Consider the following 17,120-nt stretch of genomic DNA (forward strand, 5'->3'; position numbering starts at 1 on the left):
CAGCCGCACGACATCAGCGCTTGCGGTATTCGCTCAGATAGAAGCGCAGCAGCGCCGACATCAGCACGGTGCTCAGGAAAGCCGCCGCCACGACCATGGCATTGCCGGCCGGGCTGTCGATCTGGCCAGCCGTCGCAAGGCGGAACAGCCAGGTGCCGACCGTCATGGCCAGGAACGGCAGCAGCAGCGCGCCGCGGCCATAGGTGCGCACAGCCCACAGCGGGAAGCGACGCAGGAAATCAGCGGGGATGGCGCACAGCAGGCACGCCCCGGAGGCGGCCAGCGCGGCGGCCACGATGTCGCCAGAGTGGATATCGATCATTGTCTGTCTCGCATCGCCGGGCACGCAGGATGAGGACGCGACGCGGCAGGCAATTGGGGAAAAGCAAACCACCAATTTTACAAAAGAATCGGACTGCAAAGGTGATCCGATGCCGTCATGGGGCTACCGAATCCGAGGGCATCGCTTCAACCGAGATCTGTAGCGTCACGTTGTCGCCCACTTCAGGGAGGAAGCGGGTCATGCCAAAACCACTGCGCGTCACAGTGGCGTGGAAGTCACCGCCGCAGACCTTGCGGCGGATGCCGAACAGCGAGATCTCGCCGCAGCTGAAGCGGTCGGCTTCCAGCCGCAGCGGCCGGGTCGTGCTCAGCAGGGTCAGTTCGCCTTCGACAGCCACCAGCTTGCCGTTTTCGACAACGAAGCGGTCGGCCCGCAACCTGGCCACCGGCGAATTCGCGGCATCGAAGAATTGTGCCGAACGCAGCACGCCGTCAAGGCTTCGGTTGCCGGTGTCCACCGACGCCGTATCCACGGTGAAATCGATGCCGCCGGCGCCCGTGGCAGGATCGTAGATGATTCGCCCGTCGATCTTGCCAAACCTTCCGCGCACCGTGGTGCGGTCGAAATGGCTCGCGGCGAAGTAGACGGTCGTATGCGTCGGGTCGACGGTGTACGAAACCGGCGCAGCACCGGCCGCGCCACCACCCGTCACACCCAAGGCAGCCAGCAGCCACGCAAGGCATCGCAAACGCATGGCTGGTCGCTCCTAGTTATGCACGAAAACCGGCAGCAGGAAAATGCCGATCGCCGACAGGTAACCGATGGTCCAGCACAGCGAGCGCAGCGTAGGGCGGTCCGTCAGGTAGCACACCGTGTAGAGCACGCGCGCGAGGATGAAAACGATTGCCAGCTCGTTGATGCGCGCCTGCGGAGCCTGCAGAAAGCTCGCGGACAGGACTGCGGCGGCAAAGAACGGAAATGCCTCGAAATGGTTCCGGTGTGCCATGTCGGCACGGCGCGCGCGGCCGCTCTGGCGTTCCAGCCAGCCGCGCGGATCGTGGTTGTCAAAGGCCTTGCCGCCACCTTTGGCTATGGCCACGGTCAAGATCGGCAGGACGCCTGCCACCAGGACACACCAGAATGCGATCGGCATCGTTCCGTCCTTCCGTGAAGCTGCATTCTTCCCGGTGGCCGCGCCGCTGCCGTGCACCGGCAATCAGGCGGCAACCACCCGGATGTCGATGCCGGCCAGGCTGACTACCTGGCCGACGCGGATTTTCGCAGTCTTGCGCGACTCGGGCTCGCCGTCCACCGAGACTTCGCCGGCCGCGACCAGCGCCTTGCCGGCGCCGCCGCTGTCGCATATGCCGGCCAGCTTGAGCAGGTCATTGAGCGCAATGAATTCGCCGTCGAGCTCGAACGTGATGACCTGCACGTTCGATTTGCCTGCCTTTGCCATCACTTGCCCCAGCTGTCTTTCAACCCGACGATGCGGTTGAATACCGGCTTGCCCGGCTGGGAATCGTTGCGGTCGGCGACGAAGTAGCCATGGCGCTCGAACTGGAAGCGGTCGTCCGGCTTCGCGTCACGCAGGCTCGGCTCCAGATAGGCGGTGATTACCTTCTTCGAATCGGGGTTCAGCGCTTCGAGGAAGTTCTTGCCGCCGGCATCCGGGTTCGGGTCGTTGAACAAGCGGTCGTACAGGCGCACTTCGCACTCGTAGGCCGCGGCGGCGCTGACCCAGTGGATCACGCCCTTGACCTTGACGCTGTCCGCGCCCGGTGTGCCGCTCTTGGTGTCGGGCAGGTAGTTTGCGTGCACGGCGATGACGTTACCGTCAGCGTCCTTGTCCACGCCGGTGCACTCGATCACATAGCCGTACTTCAGGCGCACCTTGTTGCCCGGGAACAGGCGGAAATAGCCCTTCGGCGGGGTCTCGTTGAAGTCCTCGCGTTCGATCCACAGCTCGCGCGAGATCGGGAACACGCGCTTGCCCAATTCCGGCTTCTTCGGATGCACCGGCGCCGAGCATTCCTCGGTCTGGCCTTCGGGGTAGTTGTCGAGGATCAGCTTGAGCGGGTCGAGCACGGCCACGCCGCGCGCTGCGCGCGCGTCCAGGTCGTCGCGCACGGAGCCTTCGAGCGTGCTCATGTCGATCCAGCTGTCGGCCTTGGCCACGCCCACGCGGTCGCAGAACAGCTGGATCGATTCCGGCGTGTAGCCGCGGCGGCGGATACCGACGATGGTCGGCATGCGCGGATCGTCCCAGCCGTCCACGCGCTGTTCGTCCACCAGTTGCTTGAGCTTGCGCTTGCTGGTGATCGCGTAGGTCAGGTTCAGGCGCGCGAATTCATACTGGTGCGGCAGCGGATCGCGGAACACGCCAGCGTCGCGCAGATGCTCGAGCACCCAGTCGTACAGCGGGCGATTGTTCTCGAACTCGAGCGTGCACAGCGAATGCGAGATGTTCTCGATCGCATCCGAAATACAGTGCGTGAAGTCGTACATCGGGTAGATGCACCACTTGTCGCCAGTACGGTGGTGATGGGCATGGCGGATACGGTAGATCACTGGATCGCGCATCACGATGTTCGGCGCGGTCATGTCGATCTTCGCGCGCAGCACGTGCTCGCCGTCCTTGTACTTGCCGTCGCGCATATCGCGGAACAGCTGCAGGTTCTCCTCGACGCTGCGGTCGCGGAATGGCGACGGCTTGCCCGGCTCCGAGAAATTGCCACGGTTGGCGGCGATCTGCTCCGCGCTCTGGCTGTCGACATAGGCGGCGCCGCGCTCGATCAGCTTTTCGGCAAACGCGTACAGCTGGTCGAAGTAGTCGCTCGCATAATGCAGGTGCGGCTGGCCGCCCGGGGTCTTGCTGTCCCAGGAAAAGCCGAGCCAGTGCACCGCGTCGATGATCGAGTCGACGTATTCGGTGTCTTCCTTGACCGGATTGGTGTCGTCGAAGCGCAGGTGGCAGCGGCCGCCGTAGTCGCGCGCGAGGCCGAAGTTCAGGCAGATGCTCTTGGCATGGCCGATATGCAGGTAGCCGTTGGGCTCCGGCGGAAAGCGGGTGATGACGGTCGGCAGCGGCTCGCCCTGGCTGTCCTGGCGGCCGGCGTACGTGCCGGCTGCGAGATCCTGGTCAATGATGCTCCGCAGAAAGTTGGAGACTGCGGGCGAGGCGGGCGTGCTGTCGGTAGGCTTGTTGTCGTGGCTCATGGTGGCGCCGGCTGGCGGCTGGATGGACCGCTTGGTCTTCAGTGTTGCGTGGCGGATTGCCAATTTCATGATTTTACCGTGCCAGCGGTGCCACTCGGCAGGAGCACGTTGGATTTGTGCCCGCTTTTGTCCATGGCGGCACCCGGCTGGCGTGGTGGGGATCACGGAAAGTGACGTCCGGGGGTAGCATGTAGGGCGAACGTTCACCGGCCGGCCGGCTTCGCGCCCCCCGGCATCTTTTCGGGGTTTGCCGCCATGACTGCCAGTCTCGATACCGCTACTGTTCCCGCCGCGCCGGCCAGTGTTGTCTCTGCCTTGTGGCAGGGCGCCGGGTTGCCTGCCGAAACGCTGGATCACCTTGTCCTCACGGGCGACGAGCCGGTGCTGCCGTCCAGCTTTGCCGTGGGTACCGCGGCACAGGCCAGCCTGGCGGCCTCGGCCCTGGCCGCCGCTGCGCTTTGGCACCAGCGTACCGGCCGCTGGCAGCAGGTCGGCGTGGAGATGCGCCATGCCATCACCGAATTCCGCAGCGAGCGCTACCTGCGCGTAGATGGCGGCCCGGCCCCGGAGCTCTGGGACAAGATCGCCGGCGTCTATCGCTGCGGCGATGGCCGCTGGGTTCGCCTGCACACCAACTTCCCGCACCACCGGGATGGCGTCCTGCGGCTACTGGGCTGCGCTCACGACAAGGCTGCGGTCCAGGCGGCGCTTGGCAAGTGGGAAGCCGAAGCGTTCGAGGCCACGGCGTCCGACGCCGGCCTGGTCGTTGCCGCCATGCGCAGCTTCGACGAATGGGACCGGCATCCGCAGGCCGAGGCGCTGCGCGGGCTGCCGCCAGTGACGCTCGAGCGGATCGGCGAAGCGCCGCCGCAGCCCTTGCCAGCGCTGCCTTCGGCCGAAGGCCGGCCGCTTTCCGGTGTCCGCGTCCTAGATTTCACGAGGATCATCGCCGGGCCGGTAGCGGGGCGGACTCTGGCCGCGCATGGGGCCGACGTACTGATGGTCACGGCAGCGCACCTGCCGGCCATTGCCCCGCTGGTGATCGACACCGGCCGCGGCAAGCGCAACTGCGAGCTCGACCTGCGCGACCCCGACGACAAGCGCACGCTGCACAAGTTGCTGCATGGCGCCGATGTGATGCTGCAGGGCTATCGGCCCGGCGGGTTGGCTGAACTGGGCGTGGGCCCTGAAGCGGCCGCGCGTGCCCGGCCCGGCATCATCTATGTGTCGCTAAGTGCCTACGGCCATGTCGGGCCGTGGTCAGGCAAGCGCGGGTTCGATTCGCTGGTGCAGACGGCGACGGGTTTCAACCATGCGGAAGCGCAGGCGGCCGGGGACGATGTCCCGCGTCCCTTGCCGGCTCAGGTACTCGACCATGCGGCTGGTTACCTGCTCGCGTTTGGCGCCATGGCGGCGCTGCACCGGCGCGCCACCGAAGGCGGGAGCTGGCTTGTGCGCGTGTCGCTGGCGCAGGTCGGGCAGTGGCTGCGGGGTTTGGGCCGCGTGCCGGATGGGCTGCAGGCACCCGAGCAGAAGATTGACGACGTCGCCGACCTGTTGGAGGTGCTGCCGTCGGGCTTCGGCATGCTGACAGTGGTGCGGCACGCCGCGCAGCTGTCCGAGACGCCGGCGCACTGGGCGCTGCCTTCTGAGCCGCTGGGCACGCACGCGCCCGCGTGGCTGCCGCGCGGCTGATGCGGGGTCAGGCGCCTGTGAGCCTCGCCATCCAGTCGGCCATGTCGCGCTCGGTTTCGTTGCCTTCGCGCTGCGCGGCCAGGATGCGCGCGCGGTCGGCGGCGGGCCGGTTCTGGCTCAGCTTGAACTTCGCCTCGACACGCGTTGGCACCACGCGCAGGCCGACGATGGCCCCCAGCATTTTTTGCTGGAAGTCCTCAGGCAGGCCGCGCCACTGCTCGGCATAGTCGGGCTCGTTGCGGCCGATCAGGCGCTTTAGCAGTGCGTCCTTTTCGCCGGCGTCATGCACCGTAGTGACGTCGGCATACACATGCACCGCGACGTAGTTCCAGGTCGGCACCGACAGCTTCTGTTCGTACAGCGACGGGGATACATAGCCGTGCGGGCCCTGGAACACCAGCAGCGCCTGCGGCGATTGCTCCAGCCAGCGCCAATGCGGATTCGCGCGCGCGACGTGTCCTTCGATCCGCCAGGTTTGCCCGTCGCGCTCCGCCACAACCGGAAGATGCGTCGCAAACGGCCGGTGATCCGCATCGTTGCCAGTCAGCGTCGCGAACGCATAGCGGCGCATGACTTCATCGATCAGTGCGGGATCGTCGCTGGAAAAATGGGATGGCGTGTACATGGAATCGAGTCCTAGTAGAGCGAAGTGCGCAGCCGCTCGGGAAGTTCGCGGTCGTAGGCAGTGCCATCGATCGCGTTGCGGCTCAACGCCGCCAGGATTTCACCATTGCTGGGGAGTTCGCTGCGCGGGCGCTGCGTATCCGCATCCCACAGGCGCGAGCGCAGCAATGCTCGGGCGCACTGGAAAAACACGGCCTCGACCTGGATGACCAGCACTGACACGGGCGCCTTGCCTGCGACGACGCACCTCGCAATGAAGGCAGGATCGACCGAAATCCGCGCGGTCCCGTTGATGCGCAGCGTCTCGTTGATGCCGGGGATCACGAACAGCAGCCCCACGCGCGGATCGGCGACGATATTGCGCAGGCTGTCGATGCGGTTGTTGCCGCGGCGGTCGGGCAACAGCAGCGTGCGTTCGTCCAGCACCTGCACGAAGCCTGGAGCGTCGCCGCGCGGCGAGCATTCCGCAGCATCCTTGCCGACAGTCGAAAGCAGGCACAGTGGCGCCGCTTCCAAAAAGGCGCGGTAGTGCGGGTGCAGGTAGTCGACTTCCTTTGCGAGCGACGGTGCAGCCGGCCTGGCATACAACGCTTCGAGCTCAGCAAGCGTGGTAATGGTGTGCGGGTCCATGGGGGATCTTTGCAGGGTAAGGCCGGCGCTACAGCGTGACAGTGCCGCGGCCGATCTCGATCACGCGGCCGCCAACACGGATCGCGCCATTCGCCGTAACGGCAAGTCGCAGTGTGCAGGGGCGATCCACGGCGGCACCCTGGTCGACCTCATACTCGGCCGGCAGCGCATGGGCGTTGGCAAGCAACCAGCCGCCAAGGTTGGCGCACGCTGATCCCGTGCCCGGGTCTTCGGCGACGCCACCGCCTTGCTTGCTGAAGAAGTACCGCGCGAGCACGCGGCCCGGCTGAGTCGGGTCGAACGCGAACACGTAGGCCGTCTTGCGGCCAAGGCTGCTCTGCGGCCACTCTGCCAGCCGCGCCGTATCCGGTTGCGCACGTCGCACGGCAGCCGTGGTGCGGACAGCCACGAGCAACTGATCCGCGCCGGTATCGACCCACATCGGCGAGGTCAGCAGATCGTGCGCGTCGAGTCCCAGCAGCGCGGCCATTTCCGCATCGGGCAGATTGACCGCCACGGTCTTGGGCGGGCCCGCGTGTGGAGCGGTGAAGGTCCATACATCGCCGCTCGCCTCAACGGGCACCACGCCGGCCTTGAATTCGAGCGTCAGTCGGTCGCCGCTTGCGACCAGGTCGCGGACCACATGCGCGGTACCAAGCGTGGGATGTCCGGCGAAGCGCATTTCATAGCCGGGCGTGAAGATCCGCACCTGCGCATGTGCGCGGTCCGACGGCAGGATGAAGGTGGTTTCGGACAGGTTGAACTGCAGCGCCAGTGCCTGCATGGTGGCGTCGTCCATGCCGCGGGCATCCTCGAAGACGCACAGCGGGTTGCCGCCGAACGTGGATTCGGCGAAGACGTTGAGCAGGCGAAACGCGTAGGTGGTCATGACGGCATCCGGAGGCGCGGTAGCTTCACAGTGTAGCCACCTGCCGCCGCGGTGCCATGGACAATTTCTTGGTGAAACGGCGGGCCAGTTCAATGGCACTGCGCCTCGATGACCTCAATGCGCGTATCGCGCCGCGCTGCGGCGGGCAGCACATAGTCGAGTCGGCAGCTGTCTTGCGCCGTCTTGCCCCACCGCACGGTCAACTGGCCACGTTCGGCCCGCAGGCCGCGCGCAACGATGCGGCTGCCTTGTCCAACGGTGCCAATGTTGTTGCCGTGAGCATCCTGTACTTCGGCGCCGAATGGAATCGACTTGCCATCGGCCGTGCTGGTGCGGATGACCGCAGGCCGTCCGCGATCCGCGGTCGCGAACCGGACCGCCACCACGGCGCCTGCGGTCGGGGCAACCTGCTGGAGCGTGGAGTCCAGCTCCACGTTCATCGGCAGGCCCTTCGGATCGATCTCGATCTGGTTGCGCGAGAACGGCACCAGTCCGGGCACCACCGCGTGGCCCCAGCGATCGATACGCAGCCCGCTCCCGTTGGCGAGCCGGGCTCCGCCAGCGTCGGCGGCTTCGACGATGGCAAGCGTCTCGCCCATCGTCGGCGTGAAGCCCACGCCGCCGGCATAGGCCACGACGCCGCCCGAGATGCCCGCGGACACTTGCGAATAGTTGCTGCCCTTGCCAGCAGTTGCCGTCAGCGTAGCCACGGGAGACAGATAAGACGCATTACCCGCGAGGCTTGCAGCATGGCGGCCGCTACCGCCGGCATAACCGGCATTCACGCCGTAGCTGAAGGCGTTGTCGGCGCCGAGCGAGCCAGTCATTGACTGCTGCAGGCTCACCGCTCCGGACGAATCGCGCTCGATGCCGGTCATGGCATACGGCGCATGCCGGGCCTTGCCCAGCGGGATGCCGATATTGAGCATAACGCGGCTTTCCCAGCGACCGCTCGACACGCTGAACTGGCGCGATGCCGCAACGCCATAGTTCAGCGACTTGTAGCTGTTGTTGTAGCCGAGCTGGAACTGCGTGTCGGTGCCTCTGCGGTTCCAGTAGCCGTGTACTGACCCGGACAGATACAGGGACCCGTAGCCGGGCTGCAGGCGTTGATTCAGGGTGAGCTGGAGCTGGCTGCGCGGGATGCCGCGCATCGTCGATTGCATGGCGCCGTGCTCGAGTTCGCGCAGGGTCATCGCATCGGCAAAGCTGAGGTAACCGCTGCTCGAATAGCGATAGGCCGCGACGGATACGTTGGTGCCGGTGGGCTCCACGAGCTTGCTGTAGCTGATTCGCATGCTGAAGCCATGACGGTCCGGCTGCGTGGTGAGGCGCGTGCCCGCATGGGTCAGGTCAGCACCGAACGCACCATAGACCGTGTTGAGCGCGGCGCCAGCCGCTGCGGCGAGGTAGCCTTCTGCTACCACGACACCACCGTAGCCGGTCACCATATTGGTGAAGCCGTGCTGTACGGTGGCCTGGATCATGGCAGGACGGTCATGCAGGCCCGCATTGCGGTATTGGCCTGCGGTGATGCCATAGCGTGTGACGCCGGGACGCAAGGCATTGACAGCGGCCGCATAAGGGACACGCGAAACATGCACGCTGCCGTCGGCTTCGGTCACCACGACTTCCAGGTCGCCGCCATAGCCGGTCGGATAGAGGTCGTCGATCTCGAACGGGCCGGCCGCGACCGTGGTTTCGTAGATCAGGTTGCCGTTTTGGCGGACCTGTACGCGCGCGTTGCTGTTGGCGATGCCGCGCACGCTCGGTGCATAGCCGCGCTGTGATTCCGGTTGCATGCGGTCGTCGCTCGCGAGCTGGACGCCACGGAAGCCGACGCTGTCGAAGACGGTACCGTCGGTGAAAGCATCGCCGAGCACCAGTTGGCTGCGCAGCGCAACGACCGAGCGCTGCAAGCTGGTCTGTATGCTCTGGTACCGCGCGTTGCCCTGATCGACGCCGAGGCTGCCCTTGTGTCGGAAGCGCCAGGGGCCGGCATTGAAGCCCGCATTGAGGCCCAGATAGCCTTGCGTGGCCGTACGGGCTTCCGCGCGCGACTGATAGACGCTGCCGTTGTACTGGAGCGTCGCCGCGGTTACGCCGTCGCTCCAGTACCGAGGATCCACATACCCGCGCGCCTGCCGCGTCAGCGCGGCCTGTGGCACGCTGACATCGAGCCGTTGTTCGCTGCTGTCGAAGCTCGCGGTGGCACCAGCGATGATGGCATGCAGCGGCACGCAAGCGTCGCGATCTTGCACGGATGCCGTCGCTTCCGGCGTGAGCTTGTTGGCATCCGCGCCGATCCGAACAAGCAGTGGCTCATCGAAGCAAGGCAGTACCGGACTATCCTTGCCCGCCGTCTCGCCCATGCGGACTTCCATCCGCCCGAGCCATGCCTGGTTGACGTAAAGCTCCGCGCGGTAGTTGCCAGGCAGCACGACATTGCCCGTGTTGAAGCGGCTGAAATCGACTGCGCTTCCGCCGGGCTGGTGCAGGAACAGGTCATTGAATTCCACTTCGGCGGACGAAGGCGCCGGGCGTGGATCGGGGTTTGCACCGAGCGCGCCGGCACTGACGAGCATCATGACTACGGCACTGAGCGGCCGCAGGCTGGGCGGAATAGCGTGCGCTGTTCTTTTTTGCATGGCATGTATTGCGCTGGAAATTGGGGTAACACGCGTCCCTGCCGTCCAGCGGCATGCGTCAGCGCGAATCAGGGAATTTCAGTGAGGCCGGCATGTGCCGGCGGTTGGAGCAGGCGCTATCGGGCAGCGGCGGACCGGTTCGGGTGAGCTTCGCCGTCGATAGGGCCGCCATAGTCGTTGATGGCCTGGTAGCGAACGGTGATGGCTTTGCCTGGATCCACATTGCCGGCAAGCGGAAATCGCATCGATTTGCCTGGCGCCACCATGCCGCCAGCTTCGTTGCTGGCGCTGTGCGTACCATCCAGCAATTCCACGCTGGAGAACGAGACGTGGTAGGCAGTCGGGTTGCTGGCCTCCAGCGCGAGGCCACGGTCGGCTTTGACAAGCCGCCATGCAACGCGTGCCGGCGCTTCGGTGGCTTCGCCATGCAGGCCGGCAGGACGGAAGAAGAGCTTGATGCGCGACCGAAACGCCAGCTGGAGCTTGTTCGCATCGATCTCGTCGGCTCCGGGCTTCGGAGGGACTTCGAGCACACTGAGCCAGAACACCGATTCCTTGTCGGCCGGCAACGGCTCGCCGGTGTAGTGAATGCGCAGTGTCTGCGCCTTCCCTGGTTCGATGCGCGCGATCGGTGGTGTGACGGTGAATGGCACATCGATACCGGCGGGCTGTGCCGAAGCATCGCCTGTGTCGAGCCATGCCTGGGTCAGGGCGGGGGATTTGCCTTCATTGCTGAGCTTGATGGTGGCTTCCCCATCGCCTGCATGGACGATGACACGTGTGCCGGCGATGACGACGGACGCGTGCGAGTGGGACAGCAGTACCAGCGTCATTGCGCAGGCGCCAATGACGTTCCTGATCGATCGGTTCATGATGGGGGCAACACGCGAATGCAGGCGGCGGGTGCGGCGGCTTGAAAGGCCGCGCACCCGGGCGTTGCATGCTTACTGATAGACGATGGTGTACATCACGCTCGAATTTGCGGCGCCGGCAGTGGCAGTGCCGGTTGCGACATATTCGGCGTAGTACGGCAGCAAGGCGGAGCCCGCGTTGATCGCGGCAGTCTTCGAGCCTTGCGACGCTTCGTCAAAGCCGGCCTTGATCGGCGTGAAGTCGGAGTTCAACAGGCCGATCTGCACATTGCCGGCGCCACCCGCATTCAGGTTGAGCCGGCCGGTGGCCGTGTCGGTGGTCGGGCCGGGTTCGAAGTACGTCGCGACGGCGCCGGCGTTGGGCGTGCAGTCGCTCAGCGAGATGTTGAACGGCGTACGGCCGGCGGTCTGGCCAGCAGTGGCCAGCGTCGAAGCGGACACCTTGGGCAGCGTGACCGTGAAGTCCTTGGACCCGGTGCCGTTGCCGTTGATGGTGCAGGTCTGAGCAGTGATGGTGCCGTTGAAGGTGATGGTGCCGTCTGCGGCAAACGCGGATTGTGCGGAGAAAGCGGAAGCGGCAGCGATGGCCGCAATGGCCGCGCCAAGGAATTTCTGGTTCATTGTTGTTTGGAGGTCGATCAATATCTGTGGCGATGTCCGGAGCCTGCCGCGAAAGCTGGCTGACTCCTTTCGGTTGACTCTTGCCGTGTGCGCACCGTGCAGCGAGTGAGCGGAAATATATCGATCGACCTGAACCGGAAAAATGGCCGTTTTCTTAATCTGAGCGATGGCAGTCAGTCTATGAGAATGCGCCGACGTGCCGCAAACAAAAAAGGCGCTGCCCGTTCGGGAAGCGCCCTTCTTTTGTTGCCAGGATGGTGGTCAGAAGCCGACCGCCTGTCCGTCGCGTCGACTGTCGCTCGCGGCAACGTAGCCGTGTTCCGGGTCGTCCGACAGACGCCAGATGAACTGGCCCGAGCCAAAGTCCATGTACGGATCGTCCACTGACTTGAGCTGGTGGCCGCGTGCCTTCAGGCCCTCGACCGTTGCCGGGTCCATGGTGCCTTCCACGTCCAGCGTGAAGTCGCGGTTGACTTTCCAGCGCGGCGCGCAGCACGCCGCTTGCGGCTGCTGCTTGTAGTCGAGCATACGCACCACGGTCTGCAGATGGCCCTGCGGCTGCATGTCGCCGCCCATCACGCCGAAGCTCATGACCGGCTGGCCGTCTTTGGTCAGGAAGGCCGGGATAATGGTGTGGAACGGCCGCTTGCCGCCAGCCACCACGTTGGCCGACTTCGGATCCATCGAGAAGCCCACGCCGCGGTTCTGCAGGCTGATGCCGGTGTCCGGCACCACCACGCCCGAACCGAAGCCCATGTAGTTGGACTGGATGAACGAGATCATCATCCCGTTCTCATCCGCGGCCGTCAGGTAGATGGTGCCGCCGACCTTAGGCATGCCGAAGTTGAAATGCGTGGCGCGCTGCATGTCGATGAGCTTCGCGCGCGATTTCAGGTAGGCGTCGTCGAGCATCTGCTCAGGCGTGACTTCCATGCTGCGCGGGTCGGCCACATAGCGGTAAAGATCGGCAAAGGCCAGCTTCATGGCTTCGATCTGCAGGTGCTGCGAATCCACCGAATCCACGGGCAGCGCGCCAACGTCGAACTGGTTGAGAATGCCCAGCGCGATCAGCGCGGCGATGCCTTGCCCGTTCGGCGGAATTTCGTGCAGTTCGTAGCCACGATACGACTTGCTGATCGGCTTGACCCAGTCGGGCCGGTAGTTGCGCAGGTCGTCCAGCGTCATGGCGCCGCCGCTCTGCTTGCTGAAGGCGGCGATTTTCTCGGCAATCTCGCCTTCGTAGTAGGCGCGGCCACCGGTCTCGCCGATCTTGCGCAGCGTCTCGGCAGCGGCCTTGAGCGTGAATTTCTCGCCCACCAGCGGTGCGCGGCCGTTGGGCATGAATGTATCGGCAAAGCCCGGCTGGTTCTTCAGTTCCGGCACGGCCGCGGCCCACTTGTGCGCGACCACGGGCGGCACGGCGTAGCCACGTTCAGCGATCTCGATCGCCGGTTCCATCAGGTCGGCGAACGGCAGCTTGCCGAAACGTTCGTGGAGCGCGGCCCAGCCCGCTACCACGCCGGGGACGGTGACAGAGTCCCACCCGCGGACCGGGCGGTTCGCCAGCCCGTTGGCATCGGTGCCGTACTTGTTCTTGAAGTACTCGGGATTCCACGCGGCCGGCGCCACGCCGGAGGAGTTCAGGCCGTGCAGTTCCTTGCCGTCCCACAGGATGGCGAAGGCATCGCTGCCCAGCCCGCAGGACACGGGCTCGACTAGGGTGATCGTCGCCGCGGCTGCGATCGCCGCGTCGACGGCATTGCCGCCTTTGAGCAGCATGCGCAGGCCGGCCTGTGCGGCGAGCGGATGCGATGTCGACACCACGTTGCGCGCAAACAGCGGGATGCGCACGGAGGGGTAGGGGTTGGTCCAGTTGAAGTTCTGCATGGTCTTGTCCGTTGTCACCGGCAGCCGGCCCGATGCGGGCCGGCTGCGGCATCGCGTTATTCTGCCGTGATCTTGCGATCCTTGATGAGCTTGCCCCAGCGGGCGCTGTCCTTCTTCACCATCGCCGCGAACTGTGCCGGCGTGCCGCCGACCGGCTCCGCGCCCAGCTTGGCCAGCCGATCCTTCACGTCCTGCGACTGGATGGCCTTGTTGAATTCGGCGTTGAGCCGGTTGACGATGTCGGCCGGCATTCCTTTCGGGCCGTAGATACCGAACCACGTGTCGGACTCGAAGCCCGGCAGGCCCGATTCGCTGGCCGTCGGAATTTCCGGTGCGAGCGGCGAGCGCTTGAGGCTCGTCACGGCCAGCGCCTTGAGCTTGCCGTCCTTCACGTGTGGCAGGCCGGACACGATGCTGTCGAACAGTACCTGCACCTTGCCGGAGATCAGGTCCGGCACCGCGAGCGCCGTACCGCGGTACGGGATGTGCGTGATGAACACGCCGGCCTGCGCCTTGAAGGCCTCGGTGGTCAGGTGCACGACGGTGCCGTTGCCGCTGGACGCGTAGTTGAGTTCGCCCGGGTGCTTCTTCGCGTAGTCGATCAGCTCGCGCACGTTCTTGACGGGCAGGCTGTTGGGCACGACCAGCACGTTGGTGGCGATGGCGACCTGGCCAACCGGCGTGAAGTCGGTCTCGGTGTTGTACGGCAGCCGCGCGTTGATATACGGCCCGATCGAATGCGTACTGGTCGTGGCGATCAGCAACGTGTAACCGTCCGGCGCGGCCTTGGCCGCCATGTCCGAGCCGATGGCGCCGCCGGCGCCGGGCCTGTTGTCCACCACGATCTGCTGGCCGATGCTGGTTCCCACCTTCTGCGCAATGGCGCGGGCAAGCAGGTCTGTGGCGCCGCTGGCCGGGAACGGCACGATCAGGCGGATCGGCTTGCTGGGGTAGTTGTCGGCCAGGGCCGGCGTGGCGGCCAGGCAAAGGCCAGAGGCAAGGCCGAGGCCGAGCAGGCGCAGCCAGGGTTTCATTCGGATCTCCGGAATCGGGGAATCGGGTAAGCGGGATTGCGTCAGGGCCGGCATCCGGATGCGTGCGGCTTCACGGGTGCCTGCGCATTATTATTATTCCGCGCCGGTTATCACAAAGAAAGCTAATATTTCTTTTCCTTGGCATAAGTTTTTCTTGTGGATCGCGCGGTTTTTCGTCAGCGCGTTGCAAAGCCATTCACGCGTCGACCGGTGTCCCAATGAGCACAATCCGATTCTTACGAACCCTTGTCGCCGTGGCCGAGCACGGATCGTTTGCGGCGGCCGCCGGCCACGTGGCGCTGACGCAGGCAGCGGTGAGCCTGCAGATGCGTTCGCTCGAAACCGAACTGCGCCGCGAATTGTTCGATCGCAACGGCCGTGTCGCGGTGCTGAACGCCGATGGCCGGGAGTTGCTGCCGCAGGCGCGCCGTCTGCTGGCGTTGTATGACGAAATGCGCCTGCCTGCCGCGCAGCCTGAAGCGATGGCGGGCGCTGTCGCCGTGGGTGCGGTGGTGTCTGTAATGGGCGGCCTGTCACACGTCGTGGCCCGCATGAAGCGCGCGTATCCCGCATTGGAGGTGCGGCTGGTCGGCGCAAAGTCGATCGAACTCGCGGCGATGGTGGAGTCGGGCGACCTAGATGCCGCCATCCTGGTCGAGGGCACCACACGCTTGCCAGGCACGCTGCGCTGGACGACCCTCTACCAGGAACCCCTGGTGGCCATCGCGGCCCAGGGCAGTGCCGGGCAGGACGTCCGCGAAGCGCTGGCGTGCAATCCCTACCTGCGCTTCGATCGCAGCCAGCGTACGGGCGTGCTGGTGGAGCGCGCGCTGCGGCGCGCGCATCTGCGTGTCAACGAGTTCCTGGAGCTGAATTCGATTGAGGCGCTCGTCGAGCTCGTGCGGCAGGAGGTCGGCGTGACCGTGGTGCCATTGCTGCCACGCGCGCGCTGGCGCGATGATGCGGCGTTGCGCATCCTGCCGTTGCACGTCAATGGCGAGCCGGTGATGCGGACCATCGGCATGCTCGAGCGGCGCGATCACGGCAGGGGCCATGTGACCGGCGCCATCCGGACGGCCTGCGCGGAGTTGTTTGGCGGCTGAGCGTCCATGCTCGGCAACGACGGGGCAAGAAAGAAAAAAGGGGCGTCTTGCGACGCCCCCAGTCTTGCTTTCGTTGCCGGCCAGCGGCCGGCGGTCTTGCCTTTTATTCTTCCTGGAACGCTTCCTCGCGCTTGGCCTTGATCGACGGCGAGGCCACGATCAGCACCAGCACCGCAGCGGCGATCAGCAGGCCCATCGACAGCGGACGGGTCACGAACACGCTGAAGTCACCACGCGACAGCAGCAGCGAGCGGCGGAAGTTTTCTTCCATCATCGGTCCCAGCACGAAGCCCAGCAGCAGCGGAGCCGGTTCGCACTTGAGCTTGATGAACAGGTAGCCGATCACGCCGAAGGCAGCGGTCTGGAACACGTCGAAGGTCGTGTTCTGGACCGAGTACACGCCGATGCAGCAGAACGTCAGGATGGCCGGGTACAGGTAGCGGTAAGGCACCTTCAGCAGCTTCACCCAGATGCCGATCAGCGGCAGGTTCAGCACGATCAGCATGAAGTTGCCGATCCACATCGAGGCGATCAGGCCCCAGAACAGCGCTGGGTTGCTCGACATCACCTGCGGACCAGGCTGGATGTTGTGGATGGTCATTGCACCGACCATCAGCGCCATCACAGCGTTGGGCGGAATGCCCAGCGTCAGCAGCGGGATGAACGAGGTCTGCGCCGCGGCGTTGTTGGCCGATTCCGGACCTGCCACGCCTTCGATCGCACCCTTGCCGAACTCATGCGCGTACTTGGACGTTTTCTTTTCCAGCGAGTAGGCCGCGAACGAAGCCAGTGCAGCACCGCCGCCCGGCAGGATACCCAGCGCCGAACCGAGCACCGTGCCGCGCAGCACGGCCGGGATCATGCGCTTGAAGTCGTCCTTGTTCGGGAACAGATTCGTGATGTGGTCCGTAAAGGTCTCGCGGGCATCCTTCTGTTCAAGGTTCGCAATGATTTCCGCGAAGCCGAACACGCCCATGGCCACCGACACAAAGTTCAGGCCGTCGGTCAGCTCAGGCACGTCGAACGAGAAGCGCGCCGCGCCCGAGTTCACGTCGGTACCGACCAGGCCCAGCAGCAGGCCGAGCACGATCATCGAGATCGCCTTGACCAGCGAACCCGAAGCCAGCACCACGGCACCGATCAGGCCCAGCACCATCAGCGAGAAGTACTCGGCGGGGCCGAACTTGAACGCCAGTTCCGACAGCGGCGCGGCAAAGGCGGCCAGGATCAGCGTGGCCACGCAGCCGGCGAAGAACGAGCCCAGGCCGGCTGTGGCTAGCGCCACCCCCGCTCGTCCTCGTCGTGCCATCTGGTAGCCATCGATGGTGGTCACCACCGACGACGATTCACCAGGCAGGTTCACCAGAATTGCCGTGGTCGAACCGCCGTACTGGGCGCCGTAGTAAATACCGGCCAGCATGATCAGTGCGGCCACCGGCGGCAGCGTGTAGGTCACCGGCAGCAGCATGGCGATGGTGGCCAGCGGCCCCAGGCCCGGCAGCACGCCGATCAGGGTACCGAGCACGCAGCCGAGGAAGGCGTAGGCCAGGTTCTGGAAGGAGAGGGCGGTAGCAAAGCCCAGTCCCAGATTAGAGAGAAGTTCCATGTTGGCGGT

16 protein-coding genes are annotated in these 17,120 nt (G+C 65.2%); 2 read left to right on the forward strand and 14 right to left on the reverse strand.

Annotation, left to right across the window (positions count from 1 at the left end; translation table 11 throughout):
• Window positions 1–13 precede the first annotated feature (13 nt).
• The 5 genes from ACIGJG_RS04130 to ACIGJG_RS04150 all read right to left on the reverse strand — a co-directional run bounded on the left by ACIGJG_RS04130 (window position 14) and on the right by ACIGJG_RS04150 (window position 3,502).
• Window positions 14–322: a hypothetical protein gene (locus ACIGJG_RS04130; RefSeq protein WP_011297013.1), complete on the reverse strand. Its 309-nt coding sequence runs from the start codon at window positions 320–322 to the stop codon at window positions 14–16.
• Between the two features lie 115 nt (window positions 323–437).
• Window positions 438–1,037, reverse strand: a complete 600-nt coding sequence (locus tag ACIGJG_RS04135) for a YceI family protein (protein WP_011297014.1) — start codon at window positions 1,035–1,037, stop codon at window positions 438–440.
• A gap of 12 nt (window positions 1,038–1,049) precedes the next feature.
• Window positions 1,050–1,436 carry an MAPEG family protein gene (locus tag ACIGJG_RS04140; protein WP_011297015.1) on the reverse strand — a complete coding sequence of 129 codons (387 nt, stop codon included), beginning with the start codon at window positions 1,434–1,436 and terminating at the stop codon, window positions 1,050–1,052.
• Between the two features lie 63 nt (window positions 1,437–1,499).
• Window positions 1,500–1,742 (reverse strand): RNA-binding S4 domain-containing protein, encoded by a 243-nt coding sequence (locus ACIGJG_RS04145; RefSeq protein WP_011297016.1) that lies wholly within the window; start codon window positions 1,740–1,742, stop codon window positions 1,500–1,502.
• Window positions 1,742–3,502 (reverse strand): glutamine--tRNA ligase/YqeY domain fusion protein, encoded by a 1,761-nt coding sequence (locus tag ACIGJG_RS04150; protein WP_483673049.1) that lies wholly within the window; start codon window positions 3,500–3,502, stop codon window positions 1,742–1,744. Before ACIGJG_RS04150 ends, ACIGJG_RS04145 begins: the two co-directional genes overlap by 1 nt.
• Before the next feature lie 255 nt (window positions 3,503–3,757).
• Here ACIGJG_RS04150 and ACIGJG_RS04155 point away from each other — a divergent pair, with 255 nt between their 5' ends.
• A complete protein-coding gene (locus ACIGJG_RS04155) occupies window positions 3,758–5,197 on the forward strand; it encodes a CoA transferase (RefSeq protein WP_483672799.1) in 1,440 nt (479 codons plus the stop codon).
• A gap of 7 nt (window positions 5,198–5,204) precedes the next feature.
• Here the strand turns inward: ACIGJG_RS04155 and ACIGJG_RS04160 are convergent, their stop codons facing one another.
• The 8 genes from ACIGJG_RS04160 to ACIGJG_RS04195 all read right to left on the reverse strand — a co-directional run bounded on the left by ACIGJG_RS04160 (window position 5,205) and on the right by ACIGJG_RS04195 (window position 14,402).
• A complete protein-coding gene (locus tag ACIGJG_RS04160) occupies window positions 5,205–5,822 on the reverse strand; it encodes an FMN-binding negative transcriptional regulator (RefSeq protein WP_140949658.1) in 618 nt (205 codons plus the stop codon).
• An 11-nt stretch (window positions 5,823–5,833) separates the two neighbouring features.
• Window positions 5,834–6,451 (reverse strand): pyridoxamine 5'-phosphate oxidase family protein, encoded by a 618-nt coding sequence (locus ACIGJG_RS04165; protein ID WP_011297020.1) that lies wholly within the window; start codon window positions 6,449–6,451, stop codon window positions 5,834–5,836.
• Between the two features lie 28 nt (window positions 6,452–6,479).
• Window positions 6,480–7,340: a PhzF family phenazine biosynthesis protein gene (locus ACIGJG_RS04170; protein ID WP_011297021.1), complete on the reverse strand. Its 861-nt coding sequence runs from the start codon at window positions 7,338–7,340 to the stop codon at window positions 6,480–6,482.
• 89 nt (window positions 7,341–7,429) lie between these two features.
• On the reverse strand, window positions 7,430–9,988 hold the full coding sequence (locus ACIGJG_RS04175) for a fimbria/pilus outer membrane usher protein (RefSeq protein ID WP_483672800.1): 2,559 nt from the start codon (window positions 9,986–9,988) through the stop codon (window positions 7,430–7,432).
• Window positions 9,989–10,104: 116 nt separating this feature from the next.
• On the reverse strand, window positions 10,105–10,860 hold the full coding sequence (locus tag ACIGJG_RS04180; RefSeq protein ID WP_011297023.1) for a fimbria/pilus periplasmic chaperone: 756 nt from the start codon (window positions 10,858–10,860) through the stop codon (window positions 10,105–10,107).
• 72 nt (window positions 10,861–10,932) lie between these two features.
• On the reverse strand, window positions 10,933–11,481 hold the full coding sequence (locus tag ACIGJG_RS04185) for a fimbrial protein (RefSeq protein WP_011297024.1): 549 nt from the start codon (window positions 11,479–11,481) through the stop codon (window positions 10,933–10,935).
• Window positions 11,482–11,742: 261 nt separating this feature from the next.
• Window positions 11,743–13,368: a gamma-glutamyltransferase gene (gene ggt / locus ACIGJG_RS04190; protein WP_011297025.1), complete on the reverse strand. Its 1,626-nt coding sequence runs from the start codon at window positions 13,366–13,368 to the stop codon at window positions 11,743–11,745.
• Window positions 13,369–13,424: 56 nt separating this feature from the next.
• The gene (locus ACIGJG_RS04195) at window positions 13,425–14,402 is read right to left on the reverse strand and encodes a Bug family tripartite tricarboxylate transporter substrate binding protein (RefSeq protein ID WP_483672801.1); all 978 of its coding nucleotides are present in this window, start codon (window positions 14,400–14,402) and stop codon (window positions 13,425–13,427) included.
• A 218-nt stretch (window positions 14,403–14,620) separates the two neighbouring features.
• Here ACIGJG_RS04195 and ACIGJG_RS04200 point away from each other — a divergent pair, with 218 nt between their 5' ends.
• The gene (locus tag ACIGJG_RS04200) at window positions 14,621–15,505 is read left to right on the forward strand and encodes a LysR substrate-binding domain-containing protein (RefSeq protein WP_011297027.1); all 885 of its coding nucleotides are present in this window, start codon (window positions 14,621–14,623) and stop codon (window positions 15,503–15,505) included.
• Window positions 15,506–15,608: 103 nt separating this feature from the next.
• Here ACIGJG_RS04200 and ACIGJG_RS04205 read toward each other — a convergent pair whose 3' ends face one another.
• A complete protein-coding gene (locus ACIGJG_RS04205; protein ID WP_011297028.1) occupies window positions 15,609–17,111 on the reverse strand; it encodes a tripartite tricarboxylate transporter permease in 1,503 nt (500 codons plus the stop codon).
• Window positions 17,112–17,120: the final 9 nt, after the last annotated feature.

It is taken from the genome of Cupriavidus sp. C1SS-2L (assembly GCF_057073735.1).

Bases quoted from the DNA above. Each gene is read 5' to 3' on its own strand.
- ACIGJG_RS04130 (WP_011297013.1), bottom strand. From the start codon at position 322: ATGATCGATATCCACTCTGGCGACATCGTGGCCGCCGCGCTGGCCGCC.
- ACIGJG_RS04135 (WP_011297014.1), bottom strand. From the start codon at position 1,037: ATGCGTTTGCGATGCCTTGCGTGGCTGCTGGCTGCCTTGGGTGTGACG.
- ACIGJG_RS04140 (WP_011297015.1), bottom strand. From the start codon at position 1,436: ATGCCGATCGCATTCTGGTGTGTCCTGGTGGCAGGCGTCCTGCCGATC.
- ACIGJG_RS04145 (WP_011297016.1), bottom strand. From the start codon at position 1,742: ATGGCAAAGGCAGGCAAATCGAACGTGCAGGTCATCACGTTCGAGCTC.
- ACIGJG_RS04150 (WP_483673049.1), bottom strand. From the start codon at position 3,502: ATGAGCCACGACAACAAGCCTACCGACAGCACGCCCGCCTCGCCCGCA.
- ACIGJG_RS04155 (WP_483672799.1), top strand. From the start codon at position 3,758: ATGACTGCCAGTCTCGATACCGCTACTGTTCCCGCCGCGCCGGCCAGT.
- ACIGJG_RS04160 (WP_140949658.1), bottom strand. From the start codon at position 5,822: ATGTACACGCCATCCCATTTTTCCAGCGACGATCCCGCACTGATCGAT.
- ACIGJG_RS04165 (WP_011297020.1), bottom strand. From the start codon at position 6,451: ATGGACCCGCACACCATTACCACGCTTGCTGAGCTCGAAGCGTTGTAT.
- ACIGJG_RS04170 (WP_011297021.1), bottom strand. From the start codon at position 7,340: ATGACCACCTACGCGTTTCGCCTGCTCAACGTCTTCGCCGAATCCACG.
- ACIGJG_RS04175 (WP_483672800.1), bottom strand. From the start codon at position 9,988: ATGCAAAAAAGAACAGCGCACGCTATTCCGCCCAGCCTGCGGCCGCTC.
- ACIGJG_RS04180 (WP_011297023.1), bottom strand. From the start codon at position 10,860: ATGAACCGATCGATCAGGAACGTCATTGGCGCCTGCGCAATGACGCTG.
- ACIGJG_RS04185 (WP_011297024.1), bottom strand. From the start codon at position 11,481: ATGAACCAGAAATTCCTTGGCGCGGCCATTGCGGCCATCGCTGCCGCT.
- ggt (WP_011297025.1), bottom strand. From the start codon at position 13,368: ATGCAGAACTTCAACTGGACCAACCCCTACCCCTCCGTGCGCATCCCG.
- ACIGJG_RS04195 (WP_483672801.1), bottom strand. From the start codon at position 14,402: ATGAAACCCTGGCTGCGCCTGCTCGGCCTCGGCCTTGCCTCTGGCCTT.
- ACIGJG_RS04200 (WP_011297027.1), top strand. From the start codon at position 14,621: ATGAGCACAATCCGATTCTTACGAACCCTTGTCGCCGTGGCCGAGCAC.
- ACIGJG_RS04205 (WP_011297028.1), bottom strand. From the start codon at position 17,111: ATGGAACTTCTCTCTAATCTGGGACTGGGCTTTGCTACCGCCCTCTCC.